This is a genomic window from Microvirga sp. Mcv34, assembly GCF_024519725.1.
Lineage (GTDB): Bacteria > Pseudomonadota > Alphaproteobacteria > Rhizobiales > Beijerinckiaceae > Microvirga.
The window spans coordinates 20,517-39,023 of sequence record NZ_JALJRK010000007.1 but is presented as its reverse complement, the minus strand read 5'-3'; the positions used below and the strand labels follow the sequence as shown (position 1 = coordinate 39,023).

18 protein-coding genes are annotated in these 18,507 nt (G+C 67.9%); 7 read left to right on the top strand and 11 right to left on the bottom strand.

The window, feature by feature from the left end:
• Window positions 1-160 precede the first annotated feature (160 nt).
• The 5 genes from OC446_RS06275 to mbfA form a co-directional block, all read right to left on the bottom strand.
• Entirely contained in the window at window positions 161-1,006 is an 846-nt protein-coding gene (locus OC446_RS06275; protein WP_262028195.1) for a lysine/arginine/ornithine ABC transporter substrate-binding protein, read from the bottom strand.
• A gap of 118 nt (window positions 1,007-1,124) precedes the next feature.
• Entirely contained in the window at window positions 1,125-1,823 is a 699-nt protein-coding gene (locus OC446_RS06270; RefSeq protein WP_262028194.1) for a fumarylacetoacetate hydrolase family protein, read from the bottom strand.
• A gap of 171 nt (window positions 1,824-1,994) precedes the next feature.
• Window positions 1,995-2,816 (bottom strand): DUF4142 domain-containing protein, encoded by an 822-nt coding sequence (locus tag OC446_RS06265; protein WP_262028193.1) that lies wholly within the window; start codon window positions 2,814-2,816, stop codon window positions 1,995-1,997.
• A 275-nt stretch (window positions 2,817-3,091) separates the two neighbouring features.
• Window positions 3,092-4,006, bottom strand: coding sequence for a metallophosphoesterase family protein (locus OC446_RS06260; RefSeq protein WP_262028192.1), 915 nt, complete (start codon window positions 4,004-4,006; stop codon window positions 3,092-3,094).
• Between the two features lie 54 nt (window positions 4,007-4,060).
• Window positions 4,061-5,032 (bottom strand): iron exporter MbfA, encoded by a 972-nt coding sequence (gene mbfA, locus OC446_RS06255; RefSeq protein ID WP_262028191.1) that lies wholly within the window; start codon window positions 5,030-5,032, stop codon window positions 4,061-4,063.
• Window positions 5,033-5,371: 339 nt separating this feature from the next.
• On the opposite strand from mbfA, the gene OC446_RS06250 reads away from it, so the two are divergent.
• Complete coding sequence (locus tag OC446_RS06250; RefSeq protein ID WP_262028190.1) at window positions 5,372-5,854, top strand: NUDIX domain-containing protein; 483 nt, start codon at window positions 5,372-5,374, stop codon at window positions 5,852-5,854.
• Between the two features lie 148 nt (window positions 5,855-6,002).
• The gene (locus OC446_RS06245; RefSeq protein ID WP_262028189.1) at window positions 6,003-6,512 is read left to right on the top strand and encodes a GNAT family N-acetyltransferase; all 510 of its coding nucleotides are present in this window, start codon (window positions 6,003-6,005) and stop codon (window positions 6,510-6,512) included.
• Here OC446_RS06245 and OC446_RS06240 read toward each other — a convergent pair whose 3' ends face one another.
• From OC446_RS06240 to OC446_RS06225, 4 genes are read right to left on the bottom strand one after another with little or no spacing between them, the layout of a single operon-like run.
• A complete protein-coding gene (locus OC446_RS06240) occupies window positions 6,513-8,585 on the bottom strand; it encodes a hypothetical protein (protein WP_262028188.1) in 2,073 nt (690 codons plus the stop codon).
• Between the two features lie 11 nt (window positions 8,586-8,596).
• Window positions 8,597-11,401 carry a DUF4159 domain-containing protein gene (locus tag OC446_RS06235; protein ID WP_262028187.1) on the bottom strand — a complete coding sequence of 935 codons (2,805 nt, stop codon included), beginning with the start codon at window positions 11,399-11,401 and terminating at the stop codon, window positions 8,597-8,599.
• A 3-nt stretch (window positions 11,402-11,404) separates the two neighbouring features.
• Window positions 11,405-12,331, bottom strand: coding sequence for a DUF58 domain-containing protein (locus tag OC446_RS06230; protein ID WP_262028186.1), 927 nt, complete (start codon window positions 12,329-12,331; stop codon window positions 11,405-11,407).
• A gap of 9 nt (window positions 12,332-12,340) precedes the next feature.
• Window positions 12,341-13,357, bottom strand: a complete 1,017-nt coding sequence (locus OC446_RS06225; protein ID WP_262028185.1) for an AAA family ATPase — start codon at window positions 13,355-13,357, stop codon at window positions 12,341-12,343.
• Window positions 13,358-13,554: 197 nt separating this feature from the next.
• Here OC446_RS06225 and OC446_RS06220 point away from each other — a divergent pair, with 197 nt between their 5' ends.
• The 4 genes from OC446_RS06220 to OC446_RS06205 are packed head-to-tail and all read left to right on the top strand — an operon-like array spanning window position 13,555 to window position 16,290.
• Window positions 13,555-14,154 (top strand): DUF1285 domain-containing protein, encoded by a 600-nt coding sequence (locus OC446_RS06220; RefSeq protein ID WP_262028184.1) that lies wholly within the window; start codon window positions 13,555-13,557, stop codon window positions 14,152-14,154.
• Entirely contained in the window at window positions 14,154-14,792 is a 639-nt protein-coding gene (locus tag OC446_RS06215) for a CoA pyrophosphatase (protein WP_262028183.1), read from the top strand. The genes OC446_RS06220 and OC446_RS06215 overlap by 1 nt, the downstream gene beginning before the upstream one ends.
• Complete coding sequence (locus OC446_RS06210; RefSeq protein ID WP_262028182.1) at window positions 14,789-15,046, top strand: DUF6111 family protein; 258 nt, start codon at window positions 14,789-14,791, stop codon at window positions 15,044-15,046. Before OC446_RS06215 ends, OC446_RS06210 begins: the two co-directional genes overlap by 4 nt.
• The gene (locus OC446_RS06205) at window positions 15,046-16,290 is read left to right on the top strand and encodes a CCA tRNA nucleotidyltransferase (protein ID WP_410055021.1); all 1,245 of its coding nucleotides are present in this window, start codon (window positions 15,046-15,048) and stop codon (window positions 16,288-16,290) included. Before OC446_RS06210 ends, OC446_RS06205 begins: the two co-directional genes overlap by 1 nt.
• Here the strand turns inward: OC446_RS06205 and hemF are convergent.
• A complete protein-coding gene (gene hemF / locus OC446_RS06200) occupies window positions 16,287-17,183 on the bottom strand; it encodes an oxygen-dependent coproporphyrinogen oxidase (RefSeq protein ID WP_262028180.1) in 897 nt (298 codons plus the stop codon). The genes OC446_RS06205 and hemF overlap by 4 nt on opposite strands.
• A 12-nt stretch (window positions 17,184-17,195) precedes the next feature.
• Entirely contained in the window at window positions 17,196-17,675 is a 480-nt protein-coding gene (locus tag OC446_RS06195; protein WP_262028179.1) for a tRNA (cytidine(34)-2'-O)-methyltransferase, read from the bottom strand.
• A gap of 262 nt (window positions 17,676-17,937) precedes the next feature.
• On the opposite strand from OC446_RS06195, the gene petA reads away from it, so the two are divergent.
• The gene (gene petA / locus OC446_RS06190) at window positions 17,938-18,501 is read left to right on the top strand and encodes a ubiquinol-cytochrome c reductase iron-sulfur subunit (RefSeq protein WP_262028178.1); all 564 of its coding nucleotides are present in this window, start codon (window positions 17,938-17,940) and stop codon (window positions 18,499-18,501) included.
• Window positions 18,502-18,507: the final 6 nt, after the last annotated feature.

Below are 18,507 nucleotides of genomic sequence, written 5' to 3'. Positions count from 1 at the left end.
CTTCATCGCGCGTCCAGAAGCTAACATTCAAAAGCCAAGCCGGCGCAAGTGCTAAACATGCTGAATAAAGCGCCCAAGCTGGCGAATTCGGTCGCAGTTAGATGAGCCAATACAAAAAAGGCGCGGCCGAAGCCGCGCCTATCATGGGTCGAAACGAAGATCAGCCCTTGGGGGAAATGTCCACCTTGAACCATTTCATGGACAGGGTCTTGACCGTGCCGTCCTGGATCGCAGCCTTGATCGCCTCGTTGAAGCTCTTCTTCAGCTCGTCGTCCCCCTTGCGCAGGCCGACACCGACGCCCGCGCCGAGCAGGCCGCCGGTGATGGACGGGCCGACCATGACGTAATCCTTGAATTCCGGCTTATCGAGCGTGCCCATAATGGCCGTGGAATCCGCCAGGACAGCGTCGATGCGGCCGGCCGCGAGATCGAGGTCGTGCTGCTCCGTGGTCTTGTACTCGCGGATCTCGGCCGTGCCCTTCAGGTACTTGTCGGCGAAGTTCGCGTGGATCGTCGAGCCCTGGACGCCGACGGTCTTGCCTTTGAGGATCTCCTTCGAGGCCTCGATGGCCTTCTCTGCGGCAGCCTGCTGGGTGCCGAGGTTATAGGCCTGGCCCGTGCCCGCCATCTTGGCGAGGGGCGAGGACTTGGCGACCATGTATCCGTTGGGGCCGTTCACATAGGGACCGGCGAAATCGATGGTCTTCTTGCGCTCGTCGGTGATGCTCATGCCGGCCATGATGGCGTCGTACTTCTTGGCCGTGAGCGCCGGGATGATGCCGTCCCAGTCCTGGGCGACGATCTCGCACTTCACCTTCATGCGGGCGCACAGGTCGTTGGCGAGATCGATCTCGAAGCCTTCGAGCTTGCCGCCCGCGCCGGTGAAGTTCCACGGCGCATAAGCGCCTTCCGTGGCGATTTTGATGGTCTTCTCCTGGGCAGAGGCTGCACCCATCGCGAGAGCGGAGCCGAGAAGAGCCAAGCCGACGGTCTTAACGAATTTCATAGTCGTTCCCTTGTTCGTGGACCCCGGCTCGCGCCGGGGCCTGATGCAACGGCGGCCTGTTCCGGCCGCGCCGTGACGCAGTAACAGCCAAACTCGCCAAAAAGGCAAGAGGACGCCCTTACACGACCTTCAGGGTGATCTCGCCGAGGCCCTCGATGGCGCCGACCATGGTCTGGCCCTTCGTCACCGCGCCCACGCCGTCGGGCGTTCCGGAGAAGATCACGTCGCCGGGCGCGAGCTCGAAATAGGAGGAGAGATAGGCGATCTGCTCGGCCACGGACCAGATCATGTCGGATAGGTCGGCGGTCTGCTTCGTCGTCCCGTCGACCGACAGGGAGATGGCGCCGCCGGCCGGGTGTCCAACCTGCGAGACCGGATGGATCGGCCCGACCGGGCCCGAATGATCGGCCGCCTTGCCGAGCTCCCAGGGGCGGCGAAGCTGTTTGGCCTCGTCCTGGAGGTCGCGGCGGGTCATGTCGAGACCGATGGCATAGCCGAAGACGTGGTCGAGGGCCCGCTCGACCGGGATGTCGCGCCCGCCCTTGGCCAGGGCCACCACCATCTCGATCTCGAAATGGTAATTCCCGGTCTTCGGCGGATAGGCGTGGTCCGCCGTTTCGCCTTCCCGGACGGGCTGGAGCGCATCGGCCGGTTTCATGAAGAAGAAAGGCGGCTCGCGGGTCGGATCGCCGCCCATCTCCCGCGCATGGGCCGCATAGTTTCTGCCGACGCAATAGACGCGGCGGACCGGGAACAGGTCGGCCGTGCCGGCAACGGGGAGAGCGGGAATCGAAGGCGCGGGAATGACGTAGGCCATGGAAGCTCGCGATAGGTCGGAGGGTGATGGGACAAGGCCCGAAAGCAGGGACCTGCTGCCTCCTTCCTACACTTTCGAAGGGGTACCGCAACCCGCCGCGGCCGGGATGCGGATAGCCCTTTCGGCGAACATGGAAACGGCGGGCCCTGAGGGCCCGCCGCGAAGCCCCCCTTAGCGGCGGCGGACCGCGCCGCCCGGGAGACGCTGGGCGTCGGCCGCGTGGTGCTCCAGGTGCGGAACCACCGAGGCCGCGAACTGGCGCAGCGCCGGATCGTTGCCGGCCTGGGCGTAGCCCGAATGCAGGGCCAGGGCTTCCTGGTGCGCCATGCGCTGGGCCTGGCCGTAGAGGCGGTCGAATTGCGGGCCCGATGTCGAGGCGAGCTGGTTCAGCATGGCCATCTTGTCCGGCGAAAGCGGAACGCCGAGGCGGACCGGGCTCACGGAACCGGTCGCCTGCACGTCGGCGGTACGTCCCGCCGCAGCGCCCGTGGTTGCTCCGACGCCAGCCCCGACGGCCGCGCCGACCGGGCCGCCCACCAGGGCGCCGACGCCCGCACCGGCCAGAGCGCCGGTGGCAGTGCCTCCGGCTGTTGCCGGAGCGCCGCTCGTCGCTGCACCGGCCGTGGCGCCAGCCGTCGCGCCGACGCCTGCGCCTACGGCAGCCCCCACCGGGCCGCCCACCAGGGCGCCGATGCCGGCGCCCGCGAGCGTGCCGCCCACGGTCCCGCCGAGGAACTCACCGGACGCGGAATAGACCGGGCGGCCGCCGTTCAGGGCCTGACTGGTCATCCCATGATCCCGGATCATGGTCTCGGCATAGCGGCGCACCACGGGACTGCGCGAGCGCTCGAGGGCAAGCTGGCTCGAGGCGATCTCGAAGGCATCCGATTGAGCCGCCATCGTGCGGTAGGTCTGGCTGTCCATGACCTGAGCCGAGGCCGGAACGGCCGCGACGGATGCGAGCAAGGCTGCGAGAGGAAGATACTTCTTCATCAGGGAAAACTCCTGTTGTCGGGATCGCAGAACACCGTGCGAAGCCGAGCAGGCTTGCGAAACTCATGGGTGGCTGCTGCATCCGTTCAACGGAGTGCGATCGGAGCGGTTCCAGAAAAGCTAAGGATATATTGCCAGTCGGCCTGATTATGCGCGCCTCGTACGGAATGGAGGCCTTGAAGAGCGCAGTACAGTCCAGGTTTATACTGGGCAGGCGCCCTCAAGCGGCACTGCAGTAATCTTGGAAAATGGCAAAGCTTGGCCGAAGCGACGGATCAAAGCTTGTCCGTCGGCTTGCGAATGCGTGCGAGCGAGAGCATGCCCATGCCGCCGACCGTCCCGTCGGGCCTCAACCCCCGAAGTTCGGCCGTGAGGAGAAAGCCCGTCTCGTCGTGCCCGATGGTGAAGAGATGATAGCCGGCCGTATGGGTCAGGGTTCCACCGCGGGCGGAGGCCGAAGGCGCGCCGATCACCGGAATGGGGCCGCGCGGCCCGTCGAGATGGGCGAGGGAGCCCACGTGGTTGTGCCCGTGCAGCACGAGTTCCGCGCCGACCCGGCACAGCATCTTCTCGAAGCGCCGCGCATCGGTGAGGTTTCGCCCCGCCTCGGCGCCGCCCACATGGGGCGGGTGGTGGATCAGCACGACCCGGAAGCAGCCCGGATCGCGCCCCAGCTCCCCGAGAATGTCCTCGACGGCCTTCATCTGCCTGGATCCCACCCGGCCGCTCGCCACGAAGGGCAGGGTCGGGATTGCGGAGGACAGGCCCACGATGGCGATCGGGCCATAGCGGCGCAGGTACGGGAAGGTGCCCTCGCGGCCGTCGTCGCCCCGGGTCCAGGGCGCGACCTCCCGCATCAGACCTTCGAGCGAACCGCGGACATAGGCGTCGTGGTTGCCCGGCACGAAGGTGACGCGGGACGGATCGCCCAGGCCTTCCAGGAAGACGCGGGACGTCTTCCATTCCTCCGGCAGGCCGATGTTGCAGGTGTCGCCCGTACAGGTGATGTGGTCGGGCTTCTGCGCATGGATGTCGGCTACGAGCTCCGCCAGGAGCTCCATGTCGTGCAGGTCCTGCCGGCTGCGGTGCCAGTTGTACCAGCCGGTCAGGCGCTTGCTCAGGAGCTGCTTGAGGCGCGGCCGGGGAAGGGGTCCCACATGGGGGTCGGTCAGGTGAGCGATGCGGAACATGGCGGCCGGGTTGATGCGAGCGGAAGCGAGAGTTCGCGCGCCTGGTCCCGTGCGTCAAGCGCTGCCGATGAAGATACCGGCGAGAAGCACCAGAACGCCGCCGAAGACGACCTGCATGGTCGCGCTCCAGAACGGCGTCTCCATGTAGCGCGTCCGGATCCACGAGATCGCCACGAGCTCGACCGCCACGACCACGGCCGCGATGCTGGTGGCGAGCAGGAAGGCGTTGGGCCAGGAATCCGGTACGAGATAGGGCAGGGTGTGGCCGAGGCCGCCGGCCGCCGTCATGACGCCGCAGATCAGGCCGCGCAGCCAGGGGGAGCCGCGGCCCGTGATCTCGCCGTCGTCGGACAGCGCTTCCGTCAGGCCCATGCTGATGCCCGCGCCGACCGAGGCCGCGAGGCCGACGAGGAAGGTCTCCCAGTTGTTCTGGGTGGCGAAGGCGGCCGCGAACAGGGGGGCGAGGGTCGAGACCGAGCCGTCGATGAGACCGGCCAAGCCCGGCTGGACGTATTGCAGCACGAAGAGCCTGCGGCGGGCGTGCTCCTCGGCGGCTTCCGCGTTTTCGGTCAGGTGAGCGGCGTGCAGCTCGCTCGCCTTGCGCTCATGGCCGCGCTCGACCTCCGCGAGCTTGGTGAACAGCTCCCGGACGGACACGTCGAGGGTCTGCTGGGCGGCCTTTTCGTAGAAACTCGCCGCCTGCAGCTCCATGACCTCCGCCTCGCGGCGCATGCGATCGAGGTCGAGATGGGGGCTCCACCAGACGGCCCGGCGCTTCAGGAAGCCGCGCACGTCCTCCCGGCGGATGGGCGGAAGATGCTCGCCGAAGCGGGAGCGGTAGAAATCGTAGAGGGAATTGCGATGGGCCCGCTCTTCCTCGGCCATGTCGTTGAAGATGTCAGACGAGGCGGGGAAATCGACCCGGAGGCGGTCCGCGAAATCCTGGTAGATCCGCGAATCTTCCTCTTCGTTGGCGATGGCGAGCGCGATGACTTCGCGCTCGGAGAGTTCGGACAGAGACTTCATGGTCGCTCCTGTTTAGAAATATTCTAAACAGGAGAATGGTCCTTCGCCAAGCCCTTCTGCGAAGGCAGGAAGGGCAGACGTTAATCTCAGTACTGGGCGCCCGGGATCAGGGTCGAGTAGATCGAGCGGTCCTCGAGGTTGAGGGCCGGGGACCAGGAGAAGCGGGCGGAACGGTTGAGACGGGACAGGATCAGCGCGAGAAACATTGGAACACCTTTGGTTGACGCTGTCTTAGACCTTCGTATAAGGCACGTCACGTGCCGAATTGCCGGAACAGCTATGCAATTGATGAATGACTACATTCATCCTTCCGTAATCTTGTTATGGTTTGATGGTTCGATGTCTGACTCTCATCCGGCCCGTGGGGCATCGCGTTTCGTCTCCTGGGGCCTTCATACCTATTGGCGCTTCTCCCGCGGCCTGACGCTGGGGGTACGCGGCGCGGTTCTCGACGAAAGCAACCGGGTCTTCCTCATCCGGCACACCTATGTGCCCGGCTGGCACCTGCCCGGGGGAGGGGTCGAGACCGGCGAGACGGCTCTCGAAGCGCTCGGCCGCGAGCTCCGGGAGGAGGCCTGCATCACGCTCGACGGGACGCCCGACCTGTTCGGAATCTACTTCAACCGCAGGATCTCCCGGCGCGATCACGTGCTGGTCTATGTGATCCGGCGTTTCACGGTCGTCGAGGTGAAGCAGCCGGACCGGGAGATCGCCGAGGCGGGCTTCTTCCCCCTCGACGGGCTGCCCGAGGGAACGACCGTCGCCACCCGCGCGCGCTTGGCCGAGATCCTCAACGGTCGGCCTGCTTCCGTGAACTGGTGAGAGAGGGTTTGCGCCGCGTTCCCGACGCTGCTATGGCCTAAAACGCCTGAGGAAACGCCGAGCTCATGACCATCACCCGGATCTTGCGACGACGACAGGGCTGAGATTCCGTCAGCCGCCATTCCCGTATTCTCGTCCCGAGTCCGTCATGACCGAGCTTTCGCTCCTGATCCGCACTGAACAACCCATCGATTCCGAGGCCATCGAGCGCCTGCACGAGCGCGCTTTCGGCCCGGGACGCTATGCCCGCACCGCCTCGCGCCTGAGGGAAGGGGCGTCCCACCGGCTCGACCTGTCCTTCACGGCCATGGTCGGTACGCTGCTCGTCGGCTCGGTGCGCATGACGCCGGTGAAGGCCGGCGAGGTGCCGGCCCTGATGCTCGGCCCGCTCACGGTCGAGCCGGCCTTCGAGAGCCGCGGCATCGGCGCAGCCCTGATGCGCCGCTCCCTCGATGCCGCCAAGGCCAAGGGCCATACCCTGGTGCTGCTCGTGGGCGACGAGCCCTATTACAGCCGCTTCGGCTTCAAGCGCATTCCGCCGCAGCAATTGCAGCTCCCCGGCCCGGTCAATCCGGCGCGCTTCCTGGCACTGGAACTGGTGGAAGGCGCGATGGCCGGCGTGAAGGGGCTGGTGAGCCCGCTGCCCGAGGGCGCTTGATCAGGTCCTGCGCCGCCCCTCGATCAGCCACGCCGCAAGTGTCGAGCCGATCAGGAGCACCAGGCCGACGAAGCCGAGGGCCATGGGGAAGACCGAGACGCCACGGACGATGGCGCTGTCGCTGGGCCTGATCCCGATCCAGTCGCCGCCCGACAGGCGGGTGCCGGAATGCACCGCCAGGATGCGCGGCACCGTGATGCCCTGATCGCCCGCCATGGCGACCCGCCTGACCGATCCGCCCGTCGCCTCCGCGATCGGCCCTAACGCCTCCGTATTGCTGAACACGTCCATCAGCTCGCGCGGATTGGCCGGCCCTATGCTCACGAAGGCGACGAGGTCGCCCGAGCGGAGCGTGTGCAGGCCGAGCTCGCGGCTTTCCACCTGGGCGGTGAAGAGGCCGGGACGGCTCTCGGTGAGCGGAATGCTGCTCTCCTGGCCGCTCGGCGCCGTGAGGGTCACGGGATCGGCGGTCTCCGCCATGGTCTGGCGTTCGATGCGGATCTCGCGCCCCTGCGCGCTGGCGCGCAGGGCCTCTTCCTCGAGAGCAGGCTCCTTCATGAGCCAATGGGCGAGGCGGCGCAGCAGGTCGAGATGCGGCCCGCCCTCCTGGTAGCCCCGCGCCCAGAGCCAGGCATGGTCGGAGAGCAGCAGCGCCACGCGCCCCTTTTCCTCCCGGCGCAGCACGAGGAGCGGCAGGTCGTTGGCGCCCGACATGAGGGTGTCGCCGGACTGCACCTGCGAGCCGATGATGCGCAGCCACTCGCCCCAGGCTGGCGGCGATTGCTCGGATCCCGGCAGATCGCGGGTGACTGGATGGCGGTCGCCTGTCTCGGTGATGTGCGCCTTGTAGGGCTGCTCGACGATGCTGCCGTTGGGCTGGCCCGGGATGATCGGTGCGAGCCTCGTCTGCGCGAGGCTGCCGTAGCTGGCGAATTCCGGCCCCGCCGCCACCAGGATCGCCCCGCCCTCGCGCACGTAGCGCACGATGTTCTCGAAATAGCTGGAGGGCAGGATGCTCTGGTTGGCGTACCGGTCGAAGATGATCAGGTCGAATTCCTTGATCTTCTGCTGGAACAGCTCGCGGGTCGGGAAGGCGATCAGCGACAGCTCGTTGATCGGCGTGCCGTCCTGCTTCTCCGGCGGGCGCAGGATGGTGAAGTGGACGAGGTCCACGTTGGCGTCGGATTTCAGCAGGTTGCGCCAGGTCCGCTCGCCCGCATGGGGCTCGCCCGAGACCAGCAGCACGCGCAGCTTCTCGCGGATGCCCTCGATGGGCACGACCGCCCGGTTGTTGGCCTGGGTCAGCTCGTCCGGCAGGCCTTCCACTTCGAGCTCGACCACGTTGGTGCCGCCATGCTCGATGCGCACGTCGAGGGAGAAGGGCGTGTCGGCCGGCACCTGCTGGCGGGTGAGGACCTGCCCGTCGCGCCGCACGGTCACGAGAGCCGAGCCTGTGCCGCCGCGCTCCATGATCTGCGCCCGAATGGTCTGGTCCTTGCCGACGATGCCGAAGCGCGGGGCTTCCAGGAGCTTGATCTGCCGGTCGCGCTCGTCCGGCCGGCCGGTGATGAGGGCATGGAGCGGCGCCTTGAAGCCGAGGCCTTCCACGGAGGACGGGATGTCGTGCACCACACCGTCGGTGACGAAGATGACCCCCGCGAGCCGGTCCGGCGGCACGTCGGCCAAACCGTTCGACAGGGCGGTGAACAGGCGCGTGCCGTCGTCGCCGTTGCCGTCGTCGGCCTCGATGAAGCGGGGTTCCACGTCGGCGAGCGAGCCGAAGCGGCGCTCCAGCTCGGCCCTGACCCGGTCGGTCATGGCGGGCCGGTCGCCGAGGGTTTGGGAGGTCGAGCGGTCCATGACCACCGCGACGATGTCCTTCACCTTCTCCCGGTCCTCCTGCACGAGCGCCGGGTTGGCGAGGGCGAGGAGGACGAGCCCGAGGGCCACGGCCCGCAGGATTGCCACGGGGCCACGCGACAACAGCGCGAGGAGCGACAGCAGGACCACGACCGCGCCGAGGGCCCAGAGGGCGTAAGCCGGGACGAGGGGGGAGAAGCCGATGGAAAGCAACGATGATCCCCCTACTGCCCGAGGCGTTCGAGCAGGGCCGGCACGTGGACCTGATCGGCCTTGTAGTTGCCGGTCAGCGCGTACATGACGATGTTCACGCCACTGCGATACGAGAATTCCCGCTGGCGCTGGTCGCTGCCGACGACCGGAAAGAGCCACTCGCCCCGCTGGCCCACGGCCCAGGCGGCGGCGAGATCGTTGGATGTGATGATGATCGGCGACACGCCGTCACCCGAGCGGGCGGGGCGGCTCGCTTCGCCCTCGGGGACGGGCGGCAGGGCCTCGACCCAGGTCTGGCCCGTGGCGTAGCGGCCGGGGAAGCTGTCGAGGATGTAGAAGGTCTTGGTGAGCACGTGGTCGGACGGCACGGGCTCCAGCTCGGGAATGTCCAGGCTCGTCAGCATCCGGCGCAGGTATTGCCCCTCCGCCGTGGGGGCGCCGTCAGGGCGGTTGCCGAAGGCATCGCGGGTGTCGAAGATCACCGTGCCGCCGCCCTTCATGAAGGCGTCGAGCCGCCGGATCGCGGCTTCCGACGGCATCGGCCGCGAGGCCACGATGGGCCAGTAGATCAGCGGATAGAAGGCGACCTCGTCCCGCGAGAGATCGATGCCGATAGGCTCGCCGGGCGACAGCGCCGTGCGCTGGCTCAGCACCTGGGTCAGGCCCGCCAGGCCCGCCTTGCTGGTGTCGTCGACCTGCGGGTCGCCGGTGATGACATAGGCCAAGCGCGTCACGAGGGCCGGATTGCTGCTCTCCATCGTCATGGAGGACCGGCGGTCCTGCGCGTTCGCGTCGGAGGCCGGGTTGAGAAGCAGGATCGCGCCCAGGACGAGGGCCGCCGTCGCGCCGGCCCGGCGCAGGCGGCCGGTCAGGTTCGACAGATGGCCGCCGAGCCACAGGGACGCGAGGGTGTCGATCAGGAGGAGTGCCAGGGCGAGCATGAAGAGCGGCATGCGCAGGTCGATGGTCTGGGCTCCGGCGAGCGGGGCGACTCGTGCGTTGAGCGGCGCGTAATCGAGCGGCGCCAGCCTGTCGCCCGTCAGGAGCGCATTCACCGCGAGGTTCGAATCCACCGGCCCGTAGAAGCCCGGCGGGTGCTCGCCGTTGGCGCGCGCGGCATAGGTGCGCGGAATGGCACGGGCCGTCGCCGGGGGCGAGGTGTAGAGGCCGTATCCGTCGAGAGTCAGGCGTGGGGCCACAGTCTCGTTCTCCGCGTTGCGGGCTTCCGCATTCACGTCGCCCGGCGCGCCCGCGAGGGCCGTGGTCCGGCGCAGCATGTCGACGAAGAGGCCCGACAGGGGCAGGTTCGACCAGGTTGTGTCGGCGGTGACGTGGAAGAGCACGATCAGGCCGTCGCCGCGCCGGTCCGCCGTTACGATGGGCGTACCGTCGGCGAGCGACGCCCAGGTCTTCGCCGGCAGGTCGCCGTCCGGCTCCGCGAGGATCTGGCGGCGGATGCCGATCTCCTCCGGCACCGGAAGGCCGAAATAGGGGCTCTCGCGGGTGAAGGGCGCGAAGGTCTTGGGCGTGTCCCAGGAGAGGGTGCCGCCGAGGCTGCGGCCGCCCCGGCGCAGGCGCACCGGCACGAGGTCGTCGTTGCCGGCCGCAAGCCTTGAGCCCGCGAAGCGCAGCAGCATGCCGCCCCGCTCGACGAAGGCCGTGACCTTGCCGAGGGTTTCCTGGTCGAGGCCGCCCACATCGGCGAGCACGAGCACGGAGACCTGCTCGTCGATGAGCTGGTTCACCGCGTCGGCCACCGCGCCGCGGCCGTTGCGGATCTCCGAATAGGGCGCAAGCGCGCGCTCGATGTAGTAGAGCGGCGAGAGAAGCGGCTGGGCCTGGTCGGAGGTTCCGCCGAAAACGAGGCCGACGCGGCGGCGCTTGCCGCGCTCGTCGAGGAGATGCACGGCGCCGGCGGAACCCTCGCCGAGGATCTCGATGCGCGCGATGGCGTTGCGGATCTCGGTGGGCAGATCGAACGCGACGCTCGTCTCGGTGGCGTTCGGATCGAAGGAATAGCGCATGTCGGCAAGCGGCAGGCTCTTCAGGTCGAGGGCCCGCACGGTCCCGGCATCGCGTCCGTTCGGCTCGGGCCGCACGATCCTGACATTGAGCTGGCCGCCGGCATTCTCCGCGCCGGCGACGGCGAGGGCGGGAGCGCGCTCCGCTTTCAGAACGGTGATCCGCTGCCCGTTCGCCATCTGCGCCAAGCCGTCGATGAAGCCCTGACCGTCAACGCCCGCGACCCCGTCGCTGATCCAGACGATATGGGCCTCGGGCGTGGATTCCAGGAAGCGCCTGATGGCGTCGAGATGGGCCTGCCGGTCCTGCAGATGGGGCAGGGGCTTGAGGGACCGCAGCCGCTCCAGGGCCGTGGCCGGGCTCGTGGGCTCGATGGCGGCGGGCGCCTCCGCGGTCGCCACGAGCGCGACGGTGCGCCCGTCGCGTCCCGCCGCCTCGATGCGCTCGGAGGCGAGGTTCATGCGCTCGCGCCAGTCGTGCGCGGCGGCGAAGCCGTTGTCGAGGACCATCAGGAGCGGCGAGCGGTTGTTGTCCTCCGCCAGCGGGTTCCAGATCGGCCCGGACGCCGCGAGGATCAGGAACGCGGCGAGCAGCAGCCGCAGGAGCAGGAGCCACCAGGGCGTGCGCGCGGGCAGTTCCTGCTCGGGCCGCAGGTCGGCCAGGATCTTGAGCGGCGGGAAATCCACGCGCCTCGGCTGCGGCGGCGTGATGCGCAGCAGCAGCCAGATCGCCGGCAGGGCCGCGAGGGCCGTCAGGACCAGGGGAACGGTGAAGGTGAGGGGAAGGCCGAACATCGCCTATCGTCCTCCCGGACCGGCGCCGCGCGACGTCGACACCAGGGTCATGATGCGCAAGGCGGCCTCGCTGGCGGGGCGGTCGGTGCGATGGATCGTCAGGGTCCAGCCCCGGCGGCGTGCAAGCGCCTGCAACTCCTCCCGATGCTGCTCGATCCGCAGGCGATAGGCTTTGCCCCAGGAGACCGCATCGCCGATGCGCAGGGAAAGTCCGTCCTCGAGATCGTGCAGGACCGCCTGCCCCTGGAACGGGAACGTCTCCTCGACGGGATCGACGATCATCACAAGGTGGCCCCGCGCCCCGCGCGACGAGATGGCCTCGACCATGGCGGTGATGTCGCGCAGGGGCGACAGGAAATCGCTGATCAGCAAGGCCTCGTGCTGCGGCGCCACGGGCGCCTGCGGCGGCAGGTCCTCCTCCAGGGCGGAGCGGTCGGCCACCAGGGTCTGGGCCATGGCCTCCGCGATGCGCCGGGTGGCGCGCGGCGGCATCAGGCCCAGCATGCCGACCCGCTCGCCGGCTTCGACGAAGCAATCCGCGAGCGCGAGGCCGAGCACGATGGCGCGTTCGATCTTGGGCGCCTGGGCCAGGTCGGAGACGAAGCCCATGGAGGCGGAGCGGTCGATCCAGAACCACATGGTCTGGGCCGTCTCCCATTCCCGCTCGCGCACGTACAGCCGGTCGTCCCGGGCCGAGCGCCGCCAGTCGATGCGCTGCGCCGCTTCTCCGGTCACGAAGGGGCGGAACTGCCAGAAGGTTTCTCCCGTCCCGGAGCGACGGCGGCCGTGGATGCCGTGCGCGAGGTTCGCGGCCACGCGCCGGGCCTCGAGCACGAGATGCGGCATTCGCCCAGCCAGGGCGAGCGCGCTCTCCGTTTCGCTGCGCCCCGGCGAGCGGGCGCTTTCGGGAAGGACCCGGACGCGGGCCATGATGTGATCCTAGCCTGCAAGCCGCGAGGTGAGCCGGCCGACGACGCTCTTGATCGTTTCCCCGTCGGCCCGGGCGGAGAAGGTCAGTGCCATGCGGTGTTTGAGCACGGGTTCGGCGAGTGCCACCACGTCGGCGATGGAGGGCGCCACGCGGCCCTCGATCAGCGCGCGGGCGCGCACCGCCAGCATCAGGGCCTGGCTGGCGCGGGGGCCGGGGCCCCACAGAATCCTGTCGGTCACGCCGTCGACGGCCTCGCCTTCCGGGCGGGCCGAGCGGACGAGGTCGAGGATCGCATCGACGACGCTCTCTCCGACCGGCAGGCGACGGACGAGCCGCTGCGCGTTCATGAGCGCCTCGGCATTCATGACGGCCTGGGGCTTGTGCTCGTCGGCGCCCGTGGTCTCGATCAGGATGCGCCGCTCGGCGTCGCGGGTTGGATAGCCCACGTCGATCTCGAGCAGGAAGCGGTCGAGCTGGGCCTCGGGCAGGGGATAGGTGCCTTCCTGCTCGATGGGGTTCTGAGTCGCGAGCACGTGGAACGGTTGGGGCAGGTCGTGCCGCTCGCCGCCCACGGAAACTTGATGTTCCTGCATGGCCTGGAGCAGGGCCGACTGGGTGCGCGGGCTCGCGCGGTTGATCTCGTCGGCCATGAGCAGCTGGGCGAAGACCGGACCCTTCACGAAACGGAACGAACGGCGGCGGTCGACGCCCTCGTCGAGGATCTCGGAGCCGAGGATGTCGGAGGGCATCAGGTCGGGCGTGAACTGGATGCGGCGGGCATCGAGCCCGAGCACGGTGCCGAGGGTCTCCACGAGCTTCGTCTTGGCGAGGCCCGGAACGCCCACGAGCAGGCCGTGGCCGCCGGCGAGAAGCGTGATCAGGGTCAGGTCGACCACATCCTCCTGGCCGAAGATGACCGTGTGAATGGCCTCCCGGGCGCGGCCCACAGTCTCAAGGGTCGCCTCCGCGTTGCGGATGATCGCGTCGTCCAATGCGGTAGGCGCTTGAGCAATGCTGGCCGTCATGAGGTCACTCTCCTCGTTCGCAATTGCCCCCGGTAGTTAGTCTGCCTTTGTTCCATGTCGAGATGCAAGGGTCGTTGCGCCGCATCATGGGGAGGAACGGAGTGGACGGGACCGCCGGGGGCCCTATGCTGTAGCAAGTAACAATCGATGGCCGTTCGTCGATCCGTCCTTTCAAGATTCCTGTTCACGCTTGCGTCATGACCGAACATTCAGCCCCCATTCCCGGGAATGCCCTGGCCCGTCTCGCCGAGGCGCTCGGCCCTGAATCCAAGCGCAAGGGCCCGCCGCCGGTCGAGCGCTGGAACCCGGCCTATTGCGGCGAGATCGACATGCGCATCGCGGCCGACGGGACGTGGCATTACATGGGCACGCCGATCAACCGCCCGGCTCTCGTGAAGCTGTTCTCGACCGTCCTGCGCAAGGACCCGGAGCGGTACGTGCTCGTCACCCCGGTCGAGCGGGTCGGGATCATGGTCGAGGATTCGCCGTTCCTCGCGGTCGAGATGGCCGTGGAGGGCGACGGCGAGAGCCGGCAGATCGCCTTTCGGACGAATGTGGACGATCTCGTTCAGGTCGGACCCGACCATCCCCTGCGCTTCGACCGGGACGACCGCGACGGCGTGAAGCCTTACGTTAAGGTACGAGGCGATCTCTGGGCCCTGGTGACCCGTTCCCTTGCGCTCGACCTCGTCGCGATGGGCGAGGAGCAGGATGTGGCAGGCGTCGCCACCTTCGGCATCAACGCCAATGGCATCTTCTTCCCCATGGCTGCCAGCGACGAACTGGGCGCGCCCTGATGCGGCTTGCCCCCCACGACGCGCCCGATTTCCTGACGCTGGCCGCCGAGCGGCTGCGGCAAGAGCCGCCGCCTCACGACGAGGCGGTCGCCAATCCGCGCGGCGATCACACCATCGACAATGTGCCCCTGGCCCATCCCCTGACGCCCAAGCCGGCTGCGGTCCTCGTGCCCGTGGTCATGCGCGAGGAGCCGATGCTGCTCCTCACCGAGCGCTCCGCGCAGCTGCGCCAGCATTCCGGGCAGATCGCCTTTCCGGGCGGGCGGGTCGATCCCGAGGACGTCTCCGTCCTGGCGGCGGCCTGCCGCGAGGCCATGGAGGAAATCGGCCTCGACAGCCGCTTCATCAGCCCGCTCGGCTATCTCGACCCCTATTTGTCCACGACGAATTATCTGGTCATGCCGGTGGTGGCGCGGGTGTCCCCCTCCTACACCCTCAACCTCAACCCCGATGAGGTTGCCGAGGCTTTCGAGGTGCCGCTCTGCTTCCTCATGGACCCCGCGCGCCACGAGTTGCACTCCCGCGAATGGAAGGGCCGGGTGCGCCGCTACTATGCAATGCCCTACGAGGGACGCTACATCTGGGGGGTGACGGCGGGCATCATCCGCAATCTGTACGAAAGGCTCTATGGTTCATGACGCGGGCAGTTGTTCAAGGATTGGTTCTGTTCTTTCTGCCCTTCGTCCTCTTCGGTTCCTATCTCGTCATCCGCCGCCGCAACCCCTTGCTGTGGTCGCACTGGAGCAGCCAGTCGCTCTGGCTCACCATCGCGGGTCTCGGTTTCGTGGTCCTGTCCCTGATCGTCACGGGCCTCGTGGACGAGCGCCGGACAGGCACCTATGTGCCGACCCGCGTCGAGAACGGGCGCGTGATACCGGGACATTTCGAGTGATGGACATGCTCGACCGACAGGCCCTGGCCGGCCTTCTGGAGCGCCCGGCGCTGCGCCGCCTCCTGGAGGTCTTCAACGACGATGCGCAGGAGACGCGCATCGTGGGCGGCGCCGTGCGCAACGCCCTTCTCGGCAGGCCCGTCACCGAGGTGGATTGCACCACGACCCTGCTGCCGGACGCCATCATCGCCCGAGCGGAGGCCGCCGGCTTCAAGGCCGTGCCGACCGGGATCGAACACGGCACGATCACGGTCGTCGTCGAGGGCGAGCCCTACGAGATCACGACCCTGCGCGAGGACGTGGAAACCAACGGGCGGCACGCAATCGTGCATTTCGGCCGCGATTTCTGGCTCGATGCCCGCCGTCGCGATTTCACCATCAATGCCCTGTCCCTCGGCCTCGACGGGCGCCTCCACGACTATACGGGCGGCGTGACCGATCTGGCGGCCCGGCGCGTGCGCTTCATCGGAGACGCACACACCCGTATCCGCGAGGATTACCTGCGCATCATGCGGTTCTTCCGCTTCCACGCGGAATACGCGCAGGGCGATCCGGACCCGGAGGGCCTCGCCGCGTCGGGAGCCGAGCGGCAGGGACTGGCGATCCTCTCGAAGGAGCGGATCAGGCATGAGCTTCTCAAGCTCATCGTCGCACGCCGGGCGGAGGACACTATCCGCCTCCTGGCCGATCACGGTTTCCTCACATGGCTCTTGGACGGCGCGGCCGAGTTCGGGCGTTTCACCCGGGAGGCTGCCTCCGATCGGGACGATCCTGTCTCGATCTGGCGGCTCGCCGCACTCGCCGTCATGATCGAGGAGGATGCGGAGCGGCTGCGAGAGCGCCTGCGGCTCTCCAACGATGAGCACAAGAAGCTCGCCGCCTATGGCAGGCTCCTGTGCCTTCTCAAGAGCTGGGCCTCGCCCCTGGACGCCGCCGCCATCCGGCGTCTGGCGGCGGACCATGATCTCGACACCCTCCGGGTCGTTCTGACGGCCACGGCCGGAGAGCCCCGTCCGGTCGTCGAGGCCGACGCCCGCGAGGCGCTCGCCCGGTTCTGGGTCGGCACCGAGCCGGTGCCGGTCTTTCCCTTACGGGGCGCCGACCTGATCGGGAACGGTGTTCCGAAGGGGCCCATGATCGGGCAGCTGCTCGCCCAGGCCCGCCAAGCCTGGCTGGCGGAGGGCTGCCGGACGGATGAGCAATATGCCAGGGACTTACTGAAGCGAGTGCTGGAGCGGGTTTAGGGCCACCTCACTGTCGGCGGCATGGAGGAGAGGATCGACGCGATGTTGCCGCCGGTCTTCAGGCCGAAGATCGTGCCCCGGTCGTAGAGCAGGTTGAACTCCACATAGCGCCCGCGCCGCACCTGCTGCTCGATGCGGTCCTCTTCCGTCCAGACCTTGGTGACGTTGCGCCGGACGATCTCGGGATAGACCTTGAGGAAGACTTCGCCCACTCGGCGGGTGAAGGCCAGGTCCTCGTCCGGATTTCCGGTCCAGTGATAGTCGTAGAAGATGCCCCCGATGCCGCGCGGCTCGTTGCGGTGCTTGAGGAAGAAGTACTCGTCGCACCACGCCTTGTACTTCTCGTAGGAGCCCGCCGGCGCATGGCTTCGGCAGGCCTCTTCCAGGGCTTGGTGAAACGCAATGGTGTCCGGGTCGTCCTGGGTCCGCCGCCGGTCGAGCACCGGCGTGAGGTCCGCCCCGCCGCCGAACCACGGCTTCGTGGTGACCACGAAGCGGGTGTTCATGTGCACCGTCGGAACATTGGGGTTCCAGGGGTGGGCGATCAGCGAGATGCCGCCGGCCCAGAAGCGCGGATCCTGTTCGGAGCCCGGGATCTGACCGCGGAACTCCGGCGCCAATTCCCCATGGACGGTCGAGACGTGCACGCCCACCTTCTCGAACACGCGGCCGCGCATCATCGACATGACACCCCCGCCGCCGGGGGCTCCGCTATGGTCCTTGCGCTCCCAGGGCGTGCGCTCGAACCGGCCGGGCTCGGAGGCCTCCGGGGGGAGGGGGGCCGTCACCTCGTCTTCCAGGGCTTCGAACGCGGCGCAGATCCGGTCGCGCAGGGTGGCGAACCAGCGGGGAGCCTCCGTCTGCAGGCGCTCGATATCGGCTTTGTCGGTCATGATGATGTCGCTTCAGGTTTCTGGAAGAATGGCTTGCGGGAACGTGTTCGTCTGCCGCAGGGCCTCGCCGAGGATCATGGCGGCGGTCACGGCGACGTTGAGGGAGCGCAGGCCGGGCTGCATGGGAATGACCACCCGGGCATCGGCCGCCCGGTGGACCTCCTCCGGCACGCCGGCGGATTCCCGTCCGACCAGGATGATGTCGTCGGGGCTGTATGCGAAATTAGCGTAGGGGACGGCGCCCTTGGTGGTGGTCAGGATCAATCGGCCCTTGGCGTCCTGCCGCCATTCCTCGAAGGTCCGCCAGGAGATGTGCCGCGTGATCGCCGCGCGGTTGAGATAATCCATCCCGGAGCGGCGCAGGTTCCGGTCCGACACGTCGAAGGCCGCGGGTTCGATGATCTCCACCGGCACGCCGAGGCAGGCGGCGAGGCGCAGCATGGTGCCGGTATTCTGCGGGATGTCCGGCTGGTAGATGGCGAGACGGGGCATGGGCCCGTCATCGGGGCATCGGGCCCTGCCGTCAAGGGAGCTGTTGAGGGCGAAACCACGGCGGCATTTTGCGCCACAGGCTGGAACAACTCCAATCCGGCTATGGACAGCAGGGCTTGGCCGTGCCAAAGAGCCACCGCGCGGCGACTCCCAGTCGCATTGCGCGCGCGTCGCCGCGCATGCTTGTTCCATTGTGGACCTCGTGTGCCAAATGCCTTGGTTCCCAAGGCATTGCCGATGCGCGGTTCTCGTTTTTTGACCAATGCTGGAGAGCCAAGTGGCCGAGACCACCACTCATGTCGCTGAGCCGACACGGCGCGATTTCCTCTACATCGCCACGGGCGCAGCTGCCGTTGTCGGCGGAGCCACCCTGGTATGGCCCTTCGTGCAGTCCCTGGCGCCCGACGCGGCGACGGTGGCCGCCGGCGCACCCGTCGAGGTGGATCTGACCCCCATCGCCGAAGGGCAGATCGTCAAGGTCTTCTGGCGCGGCAAGCTGATCTTCATCCGTCACCGCACGGCCGAGGAGATCAAGGCGGCAGAGGACGTGAACGTCGCCTCCCTGCGCGATCCGCAGCCGGACTCGGCCCGCGTGAAGGAGGGCAAGGCCCAGTGGCTGATCGTTTACGGCAACTGCACCCATCTGGGCTGCGTGCCGCTCGGCCAGCAGGGTGAGTATCACGGCTGGTTCTGCCCCTGCCACGGCTCGATCTTCGACACCTCCGGGCGCGTCCGCGGCGGCCCGGCGCCGATCAACCTGCCGATTCCGCCCTATACCTTCACGTCGGACACGAAAATCGTGATCGGCCAAGAAGCCACGGCGTAACTGAAA